The organism is Promicromonospora sp. AC04 (genome assembly GCF_003058225.1).
GTDB lineage: Bacteria > Actinomycetota > Actinomycetes > Actinomycetales > Cellulomonadaceae > Promicromonospora.
On sequence record NZ_QBUG01000012.1, the window covers coordinates 21,881 to 36,178 of the forward strand.

Genomic DNA, 14,298 nt, shown 5'->3' on the forward strand with positions numbered 1-14,298 from the left:
TCGCGCACGGTCGGGTCCCGCTACCATTCGGGAAAAATGCCAGGAATCTACACGAGAGCAGGGGTCCCTTGAAGATCGCCGTCGTCGGTGCCGGTTTCGCAGGTCTGGCCACCGCGAAAATTCTCCGCGAGTTCGAGCACGACGTCACCGTCTTCGAGAAGGCGCCCGACGTCGGCGGGGTGTGGAGCGCAACGCGCCGCTACTCGGGCCTCCGGACCCAGAACAACAAGGACTCGTACGCCTTCACCGACCTGCCGATGCCGCGCGACTATCCCGAGTGGCCGACGGGCGAGCAGGTCCAGGCCTATCTCGAGCGCTACGTCTCGACGTTCGAGCTGCGCCCGTACCTGCGGCTCGCGACCGAGGTCGTCCGCGCCGAGCTCACCGACGCCGAGGACGGCTGGATGGTCACGGCCCGCCGCATCGGCGCCCCGGTCTCGGCGCCCGAGCGGTTCGACCACCTGGTGGTCGCCAACGGGGTCTTCTCCGACCCCGTCTTCCCGCAGTACCCGGGCTACGCCGACCTCGTCCGCGCCGGCGGCAAGCTCGTCGCCTCCAGCCAGCTCAACACCCTGGACGACGCCCGCGGCAAGAACGTGGTGGTGGTCGGGTACGGCAAGTCGGCGTGCGACGTCGCCGCCGAGATCGGTCCGGTGGCCGAGTCCACCACCGTCGTGGCCCGGCACCTGCTGTGGAAGATGCCCAAGCGCATAGCCAACGTCCTCAACATGAAGTACCTGCTGCTGTCCCGCCTGGGCGAGGCCCTGTTCCGGTACCAGGAGCTGACCGGCGGGATGGAGAAGTTCCTGCACGGCCGCGGCAACAAGGTGCGCGCGTCGATGCTGGCGAGCATCGGCTCGGTCGCCACCTGGCAGCTCAAGCTGAAGAAGCTCGACCTGGTCCCGCACGGCGAGTTCGCCGACATCGCCAACAGCCAGGTGTCGCTGTCGACCGACAGCTTCTACGAGCAGGTCGCCGACGGCGCCATCGCGGTTCACCGGGACGCCGAGATCGAGCGGTTCGAGACCGAGGGCGACCAGCCGGTGGCGGTGCTCAGCAACGGCGCACGGATCCCCGCCGACCTCGTCGTCTGCGGCACGGGGTTCCACCAGCGCGTGCCGTTCCTCGACGACGCCATCTCCGCGCGCCTGCAGGACGAGCAGGGCAACTACCAGCTCTACCGCCAGATCCTGCCGCACGGCGTGCCGCACCTGACCTTCTCCGGCTACAACTCGTCGTTCTTCTCGCCCCTGTCCGCCGAGGCGGGCGCCATCTGGATCGCCGCCTACCTGGGCGGCGCGCTGGACCTGCCCTCGGTCGAGGAGCGGCGCAAGCACGTGGCCGAGCGCGTGGCGTGGATGGAGGAGCGCACGGGCGGCAAGCACGCCCGCGGCACCAACGTCATCCCGTTCTCGATGCACCAGATCGACGAGACCCTCGACGAGGCCGGCGTGAACATCAGCCCGCGCGCCCGGGCCGTCCAGTGGCTCCTGCCCATCGACCCGTCCGTCTACAAGAACGTGGTGCCGCGGCTCAAGGAGAAGATCAGCCTGCAGCCGGGCAAGGAGCGGGTCGGCTCCGACTCCTGACGCCGTCGGGCGACGCTCCCGGCAGACGCGGGCCCGGCCGATCCTTCGGCCGGGCCCGCGGTGCGTCTGGGGCCAGGCCAGCGGTGCGTGCGACGACGACGCGCGTGCCGCGCACCCGTCAGAGACGCGCCGCCAGCCGGCCCTGCAACGGCGCGTAGTCGTGCTGCGGGAACACGGACGGGAACACCTCGAGCATGGTCGTGATGCTCTCCAGGTGCGGCCGGAGGCCCGGCTCGCGCAGCGAGACATCGACGAACAGCAGCTGCCACCCGAAGACGCCCTTGGTCAGCCGCAGGACGTCCAGGTACTCGGGATAGCTCAAGGCCAGGTCGTTGTACCGGGGCGCGTCCCTGACGAGGGCGAGGTACAGGTGCGGGAGGTGGAACTCCCCGTCGAGCGATCGCCCCGACGAGGTCGCGGAGGAGGCGAGCGACCACTCGCAGGAGAGGGACACGAACCGCAGCGCGCGCTCCAGGACCTCCGCGCTGAGGCGCACGTCGGTCAGGTGCGGCTCGCCGTCCGACAGCGGGTCGAAGGTCGCCAGCGGGAACGTGATGTCCTGCTGCTCCCAGGTCACGTCGAACAGCGGGCTGTCCACGAGCTCACCGATCGAGTCCGTCTGCAGGGTCTCGCTCCGCGTCAGGGTCTGCGTCATCAGCGCTCGGCCTGGCCCGTGCCCTCCGGGGACGTGAACCGGACCGGCAGGCTGCGCGGGTAGCGCGACCACGGCGAGACCGACATCTTGATCGAGTCCGACGACACCTTCAGCTCCATGTCGAGGATGCGGCGCAGCAGGGTGTCCACGGCGATGCGGCCGATGAGCGGGCCGATCCGGTGCGCCGGGCACGCGTGCGCGCCCGCGCCCCACGTGAGATGGAACCGGCTGCCCAGCTCCTCCCACGGGTCGTCCGTGCGAATGGCCCGGTCGGCGTTCGCGGCCGCGACGGCGGGGACGAGGGCGTCGCCGAGCGCGATCCGGCGCCCGCCGAGCTCGCAGTCCTGCCGGGCGAACCGGGGCAGCACGTGCGGCGCGGGCGGGTTGCGCCGCGACACCTCGTCCAGCGCGTCGTCGAGGTCGAGGCGGCCGCGGCGCACGCGGGCGGCGAACGCCGGGTCGGTCAGGATCATGTGCAGCGTGCTCGCGATCCACGCGATCTCGGCGTCGTGCCCCAGGCTGAACATCACGCCGATCGAGGCCATGACCTCGACGTCGTTCGCATGGTTCGGGTGGTTCACCAGGGCGGTGGTCAGGTCCTCGCCCGGCTCCGCCCGGTGCGTCGCGACGAGCACCGCCAGCAGCGACTCCTGCTCGACGGCCGCCGCGCGCGCCTTCTCCTTGCCGGCGTACAGCGCCTCGGTGAGCTCGTGCATCTTGTTCCCGTCGGACAGGCTCATGCCGAACATCTCGGTCATGACCATCACGGGAACAGCCACCGCGTACTCGCTCACGAGGTCCGCCTCGCCGCGCGGCATCAGGCGGTCGATGATCGCCTCGCACGTCACCGCGACGGTGCGCGCCAGGCGCTTCTCGTCGACGGCGCCCAGTGCGTCGTCGAGCGGGGCGCGCAGCCGGCGCTGCTGCATCCCGTCGAGGAAGTAGGCGTTCTCCCGCGGGGCCAGGGCGGCGAACACGCCCGAGTCCGCGGGCAGGGAGCGCTCCTTGACGTATCGCCAGTTGCGCGAGTTGCGGGAGAACAGCAACTCGTTGCGCATCACGCTGCTCGCCTCGTCGTACCCGAGGACGAGCCAGGCGGGAACGCCGGGCTCCAGGTCCATCGGGGCCACCGGACCCCAGTCGTCACGGAGCCGCTCGTAGAGCTTGTGCGGGTCCCGAGCCGTCGTGATGTCCGACAGCTGCATCCGGTCTGGAATGTCCTCCAGGCGCCGATACAGTCTGTTGGCCAATGTCACGCGTTGACCTTTTGGAACACCGGGAAGGTCATGGCGTGCTCGACCAGGGTGATCAGGGTCAGGACGGCGGACGGCCGGTCGCGTGCGTCGCACTCCACGATGGGCGTCTCCGGCAGCAGGTCCAGCGCCGCGCGGACCCGCTCCAGCGGGTAGTCCGGCGAGTCCGGGAACTGGTTGACGACCACCGTGAACGGGATCTTGGTGTGCAGCTCGAGCTGGTCCAGAACCTCGAAGCTGTCCTCGAGGTGCCGGGTGTCGATCAGGACCAGCGCGCCGACGGCGCCGTCGGCCAGTCCCGCCCACAGATCCCAGAAGCGGCGCTGACCCGGGGTGCCGAACAGGTACAGGGCGATGTCGTCGGTCACGGTGATGCGACCGAAGTCCATCGCGACCGTCGTCGTCTCCTTGTTCGGCTGCCCCGGGTCGATGCCCACGCTGGCCGTGGTGATCCGCTCCTCGGTACGCAGCGGATCGATCTCGCTGACCGCGCCGATCAGTGTCGTCTTGCCCACCCCGAAAGCGCCCACGACGAGGATCTTGACCGACCGTGCAACGGTCGGCGCCAGATGCTGTCCAGGTGCAGTGCGGTCAGAGTTTGCGGAGTCCATCGAGAATCTTCTCCAGGATGTCCTTGCCGGGCAGGACGTGCGCTTGATGGTTGGAACGAATCGTCAGGTTCCCCGCGTCGACCAGGTCCGAGACCATGACCGTCACGAGACTTGCCGGTAGCTGCAGGTACGCCGCCACCTCTGCGAGCGCGAGCGTGCCGTGGCACAGCTGCACCAGCTCACGCTCGAGCCGCCCCGCCGTCGAGAGCACTGGCCGGCTCTCGACGGCGCGCAGCAGCGTTTCCGGTCGCAGAGTGTTCCGCGACGGGTGCGCACGCCCCGAGGTGAGTACGTACGAGCGCACCGGGTGGTCGCGGTACTCCTCGGTGTCCATCCCCTCGCCCCCTGTCGGTCGGTCAGGTATCGGTCGAGCTGGTGGTGCCTTGAACCCCCGGGCCGCGTAGGGCTCGAGTACTGCTTTCCGAGACGACGCCGGAGACGGGCTCAGTTGGAGATCCGCTCCGTGCCCAGCGTGCGTTCCCCGATCATGAGGACCTGGGCCTGCATCTGCTGGGCAATCAGCGCCGGGTCGATCACCGTGTCCGTGACGACCGCGAGGCGGGAGCCGTCGCCGGCCCCTCGGACAAAGAGGAACCCGCCGTCGTACTCCACCATCACCTGGCGGATCGTGTCACTGTTCCCGAACTCCCTGGCCATTCCGATCCCCAGTGCAGCAAGTCCGGCACATGCCGCGGCTACCTTGTCGGCCACGTCCAGCGGGGTCTGTTCCGTCCGAACCTTCATCAGCCCGTCCGAGGTGAGCACCACAACATGCTTGACACCCCGTACCCCACTGATGAGCTCGAGCATCCAGCTGTTGCCGTCGGTGCTCGTCATGCCGTCGGCCTGCGTAGTCATCGGTCCTCCGAAGTTCCGCCGGCTCCAGCCGACGGTTCGCTGCTGTCAGGTGAGTCCCCGAACCGGGCCTCGCTCGAGCTGAAGAAGGCGCCCATCCACTCACCGGCCTCTTCGGCCGTCTGAGCGGGGCCAGGAGCTTCGGTACGGGGCTCCTGTCTGGTCTCGGTCCGGTCGTCGGGCAAGTCCGTCTCTCCACGGCGTGACCGCCGCTGCGGAAGCGCAGCCGGCTCGGGGAACTCTTCGTCCTCAGGGCGGGCTCGCCCAGGGCGTAGGGGCAGCTCGCCAGGGGCCTTCACCTGGGCACCGGCCACGGGCGTCTCCTCCTCGTCGACCACGTCGCCGGCCACGCTCAGCGGCTCGACGGGCAGCACGGTCACGGCGTCGGGCGCCGCGGGCGCGGGCCACTCGTCGTCGTCGGCAGGCTTCGCGGTGGGCAGCTCGGGCGCGAGCGGCGCCTCGACGACAGCAGTGGCAGCTCGGCTGGACGCCAGCGCCGCGACCCCGGTGGAGGGCATGCTGGCGCTCGGCAGGGTCGCCGACGGCGTGAGCATGCCCGACGGCACGACGGCCTCGGTGAGCTCGGCCGGAATCATGACGATGGCGCGGAGCCCGCCGTACACCGACTCGGTGACGTCCACGCGGAAGCCGTGGCGACGCGCGTAGGTACCGACCACGGCGAGGCCCGTCTGCGGGATCTCGCCCAGCTCGGTGATGCTGATCTCGCGCTTGCCGGAGGCGATGTCGCGCGCCTGCTCGAGCTGCTTGAGGTCGAGGCCGACGCCGCAGTCGTCGATCTCGACGACGGCGCCCCGCTGCACCTGGCGCAGCGCGACGAGCACCTGCGTGGTCGGCGGGGAGGACTGCGTTGCGTTGGACAGCAGCTCGGCCACGAGGTGGATGAGCGGCTCGACGATGCGCGCCGAGACGGCGACGCCGGGGTCACCCGACACCTCGACCCGGTGGAACGCCGTGATGCGGCTGGCTGCGCCCTTGACGACGTCGGGCAGCGGGAGCGGCTCGCTCCACTGCTGGCCCGGCCACTCGCCGCACAGGGCCGCGAGGCTCTGGGCCTGGCGGGCCTGCTGGGCCGCCGCGTGGTCGACGCGCATGGAGGTCTGCAGGATGTCCGCGTCGGTGGGGTGGCGCTGCACCATGCGCGCCGCCTCCTCCTGGATGCGGTGCGCGGCGGCCTGGACCTTGCGGCTCAGGGCGACCACGGCGACCTGGACCGCGTCGCGGCGCGCGACGCGCTCCTCCTGCACCCGGGCGAGCATCGCGGCGGCCTCGTCGAGACGAGCCTGCGCGCGGGAGTCACCCGGAAGGTGCGGGAGGGGAGGGGCGGGCTCGCTGTCGAGGAACGCGGGCAGCTGCTCCTTCGCCAGGGCGTCGAGGGCGGTGGAGGCCGCCTCGGCGCGCTCCTCGGCCCGGCGGTACGCGAGGACCAGTTCGTCGTGCGCGGCCATGTCGTCCCGTGAGGACCGCGCGGCGATCAGTGCGGCCGCAACGGCCAGACCGACGGCGGCGATGCCGACGAGCCATGCGGGCCACGTGGAGCTGGCGCCCGTGGCAGTGAAAAGGACGGGTGCTACGAGTACGTAAGCAAGCACGCCGGCGACGCACACCCAGGGTGCAACCTGGCGCAGCCTGCTCGGCGGAGGAGAAGAAGACATCGAGCTCACCGAGCCGATCCCCCTAAGAGTTGTCTCGTCAGAGTTTGGGAAGCCCGGACACGGCGAAAACCGCAGCCTGCTCCACGAACTCGGCTGAAGGAGGCGAACAACCCCCTGGAGTGCAGTTTCTACCACAGGGCGTCCCACGCGTGGAAGGGCAGGAGCGTGGTGCGACGAGCGAAAATAAGTGCCAATGAGGATTGTGGACGGCCCTAGGCCTGGTAACGCCTCAAAACAGCAAAAATCGGGCACACAAGATTCAGGTGCACGGCAAGCGGCACGACGGCGGCGACGGGGCGGGTCTCGCCGTCCGAGGGGTTCGTGAGGGTCTGTGGAAAACGTCGGCGGACTCTCCGACCGGCCGCGTAGGGTGCTCTCCATGAGCGTCGAGCACACCCAGACCGCACCCCGAACCGCTCTCCCGGCAACCCCCCTCGACCCCACCGCGACCGACCCGTTCGCGTGGCTCGAGGACGTCGAGGGCGACACCGCCCTGGACTGGGTGCGCGAGCGCAACACGCACAGTGCGGCCGCCCTCGGCGGCCCCGCCTTCGCCGAGACCGAGCGGGCGGTACGCGAGGTCCTCGACTCGGACGACAAGATCCCGCACGTCTCGAAGGTCGGCGAGCACTACTACAACTTCTGGCAGGACGCCGAGCACGAGCGCGGCCTGTGGCGCCGCACCACGCTCGACTCCTACCGGACCGCCGAGCCCGAGTGGGAGACCGTCCTCGACCTCGACGCCCTCGCGGAGCAGGAGGGCGAGAGCTGGGTCTGGCACGGCGCGAGCGTCCTGCGCCCGACGCCGGAGCAGCTCGCGGCGGGCGAGCCCCGCCGGCACGCGCTGGTCGACCTGTCGCCCGGCGGCTCCGACTCGGACGTGACGCGCGAGTTCGACCTGGTCACCAAGCAGTTCGTGACGGAGGCCGACGGCGGGTTCGTCCGGGCCCAGGCCAAGGGCGGGCTGGCGTGGGTCGACGCCGACACGGTGTACGTGCACACGGACTTCGGCGCGGGCACGATGACGCCGTCGGGCTACCCCCGGCAGGTGAAGCGGTGGCGCCGCGGGACCCCTCTGGCCGAGGCGACCCTCGTCTACGAGGGCACCGAGCAGGACATGTACATCAGCGCGTCCCGCTCGCACACCCCGGGCTTCGAGCGGGACCTGGTGCACCGCGCGCTGCGGTTCTACGCCAACGAGACGTACCTGGCCACGAACGTGGGCACGCCCGAGCAGACCCTCACCAAGATCGACGTGCCCGACTCGGCGAACGTCGGCCTGCACCGCGAGTGGATGCTGGTGCGGCTGCGCGACGACTGGGCGCTCGGCGACACGACCCACCGCGCCGGGTCCCTGCTGGCCGCCCCCTTCGACGACTTCATGGCCGGGTCCCGCGACCTGACGGTCCTCTTCGAGCCGACGGCGACGACGTCGCTCGCCGGGATCACCTGGACCCGGAACCACCTCGTGCTCAACGTGCTCGACGACGTGAAGAACCTGCTGCACGTGCTGACGCCGCCGGCCTCGCCGGCCGGCGAGTGGGTCCCCTCCGACCTCCCCGTGGGCGGCGAGCTGCTCACGGTCGGCGTCGGCGCCGTGGACGTCGTCGACTCCGACGACGTCTGGGTGGTCACCACCGGGTACCTGACGCCGTCGACGCTGGCGCGCACCACCGTCGTCGGTCCCGGCGAGGAGCCCGGGACGCCCGAGGTGCTCAAGTCCGCGCCGTCGTACTTCGAGGCGGCGGGCCTGGAGGTCCGCCAGCAGTTCACGGAGTCGGACGACGGCACGCGCGTCCCGTACTTCGTCGTCGGCCGGGCGGACCTCGTCTCCGGGGCGGCCGGCCCGGCGCCGACCCTGCTGTGGGGCTACGGCGGGTTCGAGCACGCGATCCTGCCCGGCTACTCGGGCACGGTCGGACGCGCGTGGCTGGACCGCGGCGGGGTGTACGCCGTGGCCAACATCCGCGGCGGCGGCGAGTACGGGCCGGCCTGGCACCAGGCCGCGCTGAAGGCGAACCGGCACAAGGCGTACGAGGACTTCGCCGCCGTCGCGCGCGACCTCGTCGCCCAGGGCATCACCGTCCCCGCGCGGCTCGGGATGGAGGGCCGCTCCAACGGCGGGCTGCTCGCCGGCAACATGCTGACGCAGTACCCGGAGCTGTTCGGGGCGATCATCGTGGGTGTGCCGCTGCTGGACATGAAGCGGTACTCGCACCTGCTCGCGGGCGCGTCGTGGATGGCCGAGTACGGCGACCCGGACACCGACGACTGGGAGTTCGTGCGGACGTTCTCGCCGTATCACCTGTTCGACGCCGCGCGGGAGTACCCGCCGGTGCTGTTCACGACGTCGACCAAGGACGACCGCGTGCACCCCGGCCACGCCCGCAAGATGGCGGCGCTCATGCTGGCCGCGGGCAAGGACGTGACGTACTACGAGAACATCGAGGGCGGCCACGGCGGGGCGGCGAACAACGCGCAGGCGGCCTACATGGCGGCCACGCACTGGACGTTCCTGTGGCAACGCCTGGCCGCCTGACGCCGGACGACGACACTGACTCGGCGCATTCAAGTCGCCGAGTCAGTGGCATTGTCCGACCCGCTGACTGACTCGACGCTCTCCGGACGCCGAGGCAGTCGGCGGGTTCATCGTCCGTGCTGGCGACGGCGGTCCACGATCGCCCGGCGCAGGACGAGCTCGAGATGCCCTGGTCGTCCACGTCCGCCCACGACAGGTCCACGATCCACCAGCCCGCCTCCATGAGCGCCTGCGCTCGCACGGACTGGTCGCGCTGCCTGGCGTCCGGATCGCCGTACGAGCCACCCGAGAACTTCACTGCGCCGTTGAACTCGAAACCGATCCGGAGATCCGACCATCCGCAGTCCACCCAGTAGACGCCACGCCGCGTCGCCACCGGGATCTGGGTCTCCGGCCGCCGGTGCCGTAGGCGCCTGGCCGCTAGGTAGGCCAGCACCTCGCCGGGCGAGGCGCAACCCGGTTCGACGGCGGCGGCGACCTCGCGCGCTCTGACAATCCCTCGTGCGCCACCCATCTCGTCCAGCAGCTCGCCGACCAACTTCGGGTTCGCTCCAAGGCGGAAGGCTGACGTGGCCAGCACGACGCCGCTCTCGAACGACAGCATGCGCGCACAGTCCACAACCGTTCGTTCGAGGGCCGTGACGGGTATCTCGTCGACTACCGCGCGGTCCCGCAGGGGCAACGCCGTCCAGTGCTTGCGCACGTCGCCGTCCGCCCCCCTTGCGACGTGTGGCTTGACGAGGTACGTCACGTGGACGGTCTCGGACGTGCGGTAGGTCCAGCACCGGTGCAGAAGCGCCGCCGTCGTGTGGCTGAACCACAGGTCCACGCTCGATGCCTCCACGACCCCGCGCACACGACGCATCATCACGATCTCGGTGTCCCGGCTCGCGCGCCCGGACGGTACGAACGGCCTGAGGTAGACGCCCCGGCGCATCCGGTCCAGCCGGCCGGCGCGAGCGTCCTCTGCGAGCCTCCTCCGTTCGCCCCGCTGGTATGGCACTGCCCGGGGAACGGTCGGACGGTCCGCCCGATCCGCGGAGTGCATCCGCGCGGTGGGGTCGGTGCCGTCGCGTCTGGCCTGCTGCCACCGAGCGATATGCCGCAGGTTGCCCACGTAGTCAGGTTCTCGTGTCACCCAACAATATTGGCCATCAATCCAGCGGAAGGAGCAACATCGAACATAAACCTGTGGAAAACTTCGAGAGGAACCAGATGACTGACTCGGGAACTCGGCGGCGTCGAGTCAGTCAGCATGTCGGGCCGGGTGACTGACTCGGCGCATTCAGTCGCCGAGTCAGAAGCCTGGTCGCCGTCACGCCTCCGATTTCTCCGCCAGGGCCTCCGCCACGCGGCCGAGGTTGGCCAGCTCCGCCCGATGCTCGTCCGTCGAGCCGAGCGCCCTCCGGGGCGCGGCCAGCAGCGTCACGTCGTCGAGCTGCGCCGCGGGCAGGCCGATCCGCCGCCACGGCACCCCGACGAGGTCGGCGAGCTGGCCGAGCGCCGGCCCCGCGCACTGTGAGATCTGCGCCGGCGGCAGGCCGGCCCACAGCTTCGTGCCGCGCTCCATCGCGCGGGCGATCAGCTCCCAGGCGTTCTCGTTCCAGCCACCCGGCCCGACGTCGGCCAGGTCGAGCCCCAGCGCGTCCGCACCAGCGAGCACCACTGGCGGCACCCCCACCCACGTGCTGCCGAGGTGCACCACCGAGCGTGCGCCCGCGTCCCGCACCGCCGCGAGCACCGGCTCCAGGCCCTCGACGATCTCCGGCCCTGCCACCGCCCGCAGCCGCGAGAACCCGGAGAACGTCGGCAGCACGCCCGCGTGCACCTGGCCGAGCAGCGGCTCCGCGAGCTGCACCGTCACCTGGGCGCCGGGCACCTGGGCAACGATGTCCGACATGAGCGTGGGCAGACCGTCGGCGAGCGCGAGGGCCAGGCTGTTGCGGGCGCCGCCGTCGGCCAGGACGCGGTCCCCTCGGGCCGACCACAGCTGGGCAGCCAGCGTCCAGGGCCCCAGGACCTCCACGGTGAGCGGTCCCACGTGGCCGTGCGCCGCGATGGCGAGCGCGCCGAGGTCCTCGCGCCAGAACGCCTCGGCCCGCCGCGCGTCCGCGCCGGGGCGCTCGGTGAGCTTCCAGCCGTGCGGGCCCAGCTCGACGGGCATCTCGGTCAGGAGCGCCGCCGTCCGCCCGAGGGCGTCGGCGCCCGGGCCACGCTGCGTCAGCTGCGTCAGGAACGGCACAGCGTCGACGCCTGTCGGCAGCTCCGCGAGCTCACCCAGCGCCAGCTGCTGCGCCTCGAGCACGTCGCGCTCGCCTCCTGGCCATGGCCCGTGCCCGCTCACAGCAGTCATCGCTCTCCCCGTTCAGATGTTCAGGTTTAGTGCCTTGCTCGGCGAGATCGGTCCGTTGCCATGAGATCGGTCAATCAATGGACCGATCTCATGGCAACGGACCGAGATCAACGGGTTCGGTCAATTGCCAAGGGGCTACTGCGGCGCTGGGGCCCGCCACGCCCGGGAGACCGTCGCCTGGCCCAGCACCCGCGTGCCGCGGTACACCACCACTGACTGGCCCGGCGCGACGCCGCGCAGCGGAGCTCCGGTCAGCTCGATCTCCATGCCAGGTGCGGCCACTCCCGTCCCAGCGGCGGACGACGCCGACCGCTCACCGTCCGCTACGCCGTCACCATACGCGTCGCCGACCGGGGCGATGGACCGCACTCGCGCCGGGACGGGGGCACCGTGCGCCCGGACCTGCACCTCGGCGTCGAACCAGCCGTCCGGATCGGGGAGAACCTCTCCGAGTGCCTCGACCGGCTCGACCGACGAAACCGTGTCGGCCGGCTCGACCGACGAAACCATCTCGACCGACGAGGCCGTCTCGGCCTGCGAGGCCGCCCCGACCAACACCGGCGGCTCGAGCACCCCGTCGAACCAGAGTGCCTTCTCCCCCGCGATCCGGTCCACGCTCAGCAGCTCGGCGGGCCCCACGACCACGGTGTTCGTCGCGGGCTGCACGTCCACCACGTACCGCGCCCGGCCGTCCTCGGCCGGGCGGCCCAGGGCGAGACCGCGCCGCTGGCCCACGGTGAACGCGTAGGCGCCGTCGTGCTCGCCCACCACCTCGCCGTCGGTGTCGACCACGGAGCCCGGCCGGGAGCCCAGGCGGGACTGCAGGAAACCGCGGGTGTCACCGTCGGCCACGAAGCAGATGTCGTAGGAGTCGGGCTTGGCGGAGACCGACAGACCGCGCTTCGCCGCCTCGGCGCGCACCTCGTCCTTGGACGCGAACCCGCCCAGCGGGAACATCGCGCGCGCCAGCCGGTCCGGGCCGGCTACCGCCAGCACGTACGACTGGTCCTTGGCGTCGTTCGGCGAGCGGTGCAGCTCGCGCACGGTGCGCCGCCCGCCGTCGGGCAGCGCGACCTCGCGCGTCTCGATCTGCGCGTAGTGGCCCGTCGCGACGGCGTCGAACCCGAGGGCCGTCGCCTTGTCGAGCAGGGCCTCGAACTTGATGTGCTCGTTGCAGCGCACGCACGGGTTGGGCGTGCGGCCCGCCTCGTACTCCGACAGGAAGTCGGCCACCACCGTGTCCTCGAACCGCTCGGACAGGTCCCACACGTAGTACGGGATGCCGAGCACGTCGGCGGCCCGGCGGGCGTCGCCCGCGTCCTCGATGGAGCAGCAGCCGCGCGAGCCCGTGCGGAACTGGTCCCGGTTGCGGGACAGCGCCATGTGCACGCCCACGACGTCGTGCCCCGCCTCCACGGCCAGCGCGGCCGCGACCGCGGAGTCCACGCCGCCCGACATGGCGGCGAGCACCCTCATGCCGTGCCTCCCATCGCACGCCCGGAGACCAGGCCCGCGGCCTGCGCCCGCGCCACGACCTGCGGCAGCGCGGCCACGAGCCGGTCGACGTCGGACTGGGTGGACGTCGCCCCGAGCGTGAAGCGCAGGGCGCCACGGGCCTCGGCCTCGGGCACGCCCATCGCGAGCAGCACGTGCGAGGGCTGGGGCACGCCCGCCTGGCACGCCGAGCCCGTGGACGCCTGCACGCCCGCCGAGTCCAGCAGGTAGAGCAGCGAGTCGCCCTCCGCGCCCGGGAAGGTGAAGTGCGCGTTCCCCGGCAGCCGCTCGCCCGACGCCGGGTCGGGGCCCCGCAGCTCGGCGGAGGGCGCGGCGGCGCTCACCCGGGCGACGAGATCGTCGCGCAGGGCGGCCAGCCGGGCCGCGCGGTCGGGCAGGCAGTCGACGGCGTGGCGCGCGGCGACGCCGAAGGCCGCGATCGAGGCGGCGTCGAGCGTGCCCGAACGCACGCCACGCTCCTGGCCGCCGCCGTGGATCACCGCGTCGAGCGCCAGGTCGCGCTTGGCGAGCAGGGCGCCGACGCCGACGGGGCCGCCGAGCTTGTGGCCGGTGACTGTCATGGCGTCCACGCCCGACTCGGTGAAGTCGACCTCGGCCTGGCCGACGGCCTGTACCGCGTCGGTGTGCACGGGGATGCCGTACGGTCGCGCCGCGCGCACGACGTCGCGGATGGGCTGGACCGTGCCGACCTCGTTGTTGGCCCACATGACGCTGATCAGGGCCGTCTCGGTGGCGTGGGCGGCGAGGTCGGCGCGCAGGGCGTCGAGGTCGAGCCGGCCCTCGGCGTCGACGGGCAGGAGCACGATGTCCGCGCCGGCGTGGCCCGCCAGCCAGAACGCGGGGTCGAGCACGGCGTGGTGCTCCACCGCGGAGACGAGGATCCGGGTGCGGCACGGGTCCTGCGCGCGGCGCCCCCAGAAGATGCCCTTGATCGCCAGGTTGTCCGCCTCGGTGCCGCCGGACGTGAAGATGACCTCGCTGGGCCGCGCGCCCAGCGACTTCGCCAGCGTCTCCCGCGCCTCCTCGACGGCACGCCGCGACGTCCGGCCGGCGGAGTGCAGCGACGACGCGTTGCCGGTGCGCTGCGCCTCTGCGACGTACGCCGCGAGCGCCGCGGCCGACATGGGCGTGGTCGCGGCGTGGTCGAGGTACGCGCTCTCGGGCTCTCGGGTCGGCTCACCGTGCGCGCCGCTCGCGATCAGGGGCTTGCGCGCGGAGTCAGGGGGCGGGTTGGTCACGGTCATCAAGTCTACGA

Annotated in this window: 11 protein-coding genes; 2 read left to right on the forward strand and 9 right to left on the reverse strand. The window is 71.5% G+C overall.

The annotated features are described in order from the left end of the window. The first annotated feature begins 68 nt into the window (after positions 1–68). Positions 69–1,589 (forward strand): NAD(P)/FAD-dependent oxidoreductase, encoded by a 1,521-nt coding sequence (locus tag C8K30_RS25655; RefSeq protein ID WP_108495748.1) that lies wholly within the window; start codon positions 69–71, stop codon positions 1,587–1,589. A gap of 118 nt (positions 1,590–1,707) precedes the next feature. Here the strand turns inward: C8K30_RS25655 and C8K30_RS25660 are convergent, their stop codons facing one another. The 6 genes from C8K30_RS25660 to C8K30_RS25685 form a co-directional block, all read right to left on the reverse strand. Continuing rightward, positions 1,708–2,244, reverse strand: a complete 537-nt coding sequence (locus C8K30_RS25660; RefSeq protein ID WP_108495749.1) for a hypothetical protein — start codon at positions 2,242–2,244, stop codon at positions 1,708–1,710. Next, entirely contained in the window at positions 2,244–3,449 is a 1,206-nt protein-coding gene (locus C8K30_RS25665) for a cytochrome P450 (RefSeq protein WP_108495750.1), read from the reverse strand. The genes C8K30_RS25660 and C8K30_RS25665 overlap by 1 nt, the downstream gene beginning before the upstream one ends. A gap of 47 nt (positions 3,450–3,496) precedes the next feature. Next, a complete protein-coding gene (locus C8K30_RS25670; protein ID WP_233257459.1) occupies positions 3,497–4,027 on the reverse strand; it encodes an ATP/GTP-binding protein in 531 nt (176 codons plus the stop codon). A 61-nt stretch (positions 4,028–4,088) separates the two neighbouring features. Next, on the reverse strand, positions 4,089–4,442 hold the full coding sequence (locus tag C8K30_RS25675) for a DUF742 domain-containing protein (RefSeq protein ID WP_108495752.1): 354 nt from the start codon (positions 4,440–4,442) through the stop codon (positions 4,089–4,091). Between the two features lie 110 nt (positions 4,443–4,552). Further along, on the reverse strand, positions 4,553–4,966 hold the full coding sequence (locus tag C8K30_RS25680) for a roadblock/LC7 domain-containing protein (RefSeq protein ID WP_199230707.1): 414 nt from the start codon (positions 4,964–4,966) through the stop codon (positions 4,553–4,555). After that, positions 4,963–6,573: an ATP-binding protein gene (locus C8K30_RS25685; protein ID WP_199230708.1), complete on the reverse strand. Its 1,611-nt coding sequence runs from the start codon at positions 6,571–6,573 to the stop codon at positions 4,963–4,965. Before C8K30_RS25685 ends, C8K30_RS25680 begins: the two co-directional genes overlap by 4 nt. 442 nt (positions 6,574–7,015) lie before the next feature. Here C8K30_RS25685 and C8K30_RS25690 point away from each other — a divergent pair, with 442 nt between their 5' ends. Beyond that, positions 7,016–9,175, forward strand: coding sequence for a prolyl oligopeptidase family protein (locus C8K30_RS25690; RefSeq protein WP_108495866.1), 2,160 nt, complete (start codon positions 7,016–7,018; stop codon positions 9,173–9,175). 1,315 nt (positions 9,176–10,490) lie between these two features. Here the strand turns inward: C8K30_RS25690 and C8K30_RS25700 are convergent. The 3 genes from C8K30_RS25700 to C8K30_RS25710 all read right to left on the reverse strand — a co-directional run bounded on the left by C8K30_RS25700 (position 10,491) and on the right by C8K30_RS25710 (position 14,287). Further along, positions 10,491–11,528 (reverse strand): hypothetical protein, encoded by a 1,038-nt coding sequence (locus C8K30_RS25700; RefSeq protein ID WP_108495755.1) that lies wholly within the window; start codon positions 11,526–11,528, stop codon positions 10,491–10,493. Between the two features lie 135 nt (positions 11,529–11,663). Next, positions 11,664–13,004: a tRNA 2-thiouridine(34) synthase MnmA gene (mnmA, locus tag C8K30_RS25705; RefSeq protein WP_108495756.1), complete on the reverse strand. Its 1,341-nt coding sequence runs from the start codon at positions 13,002–13,004 to the stop codon at positions 11,664–11,666. Next, the gene (locus C8K30_RS25710; RefSeq protein ID WP_108495757.1) at positions 13,001–14,287 is read right to left on the reverse strand and encodes a cysteine desulfurase family protein; all 1,287 of its coding nucleotides are present in this window, start codon (positions 14,285–14,287) and stop codon (positions 13,001–13,003) included. Before C8K30_RS25710 ends, mnmA begins: the two co-directional genes overlap by 4 nt. Positions 14,288–14,298 lie beyond the last annotated feature (11 nt).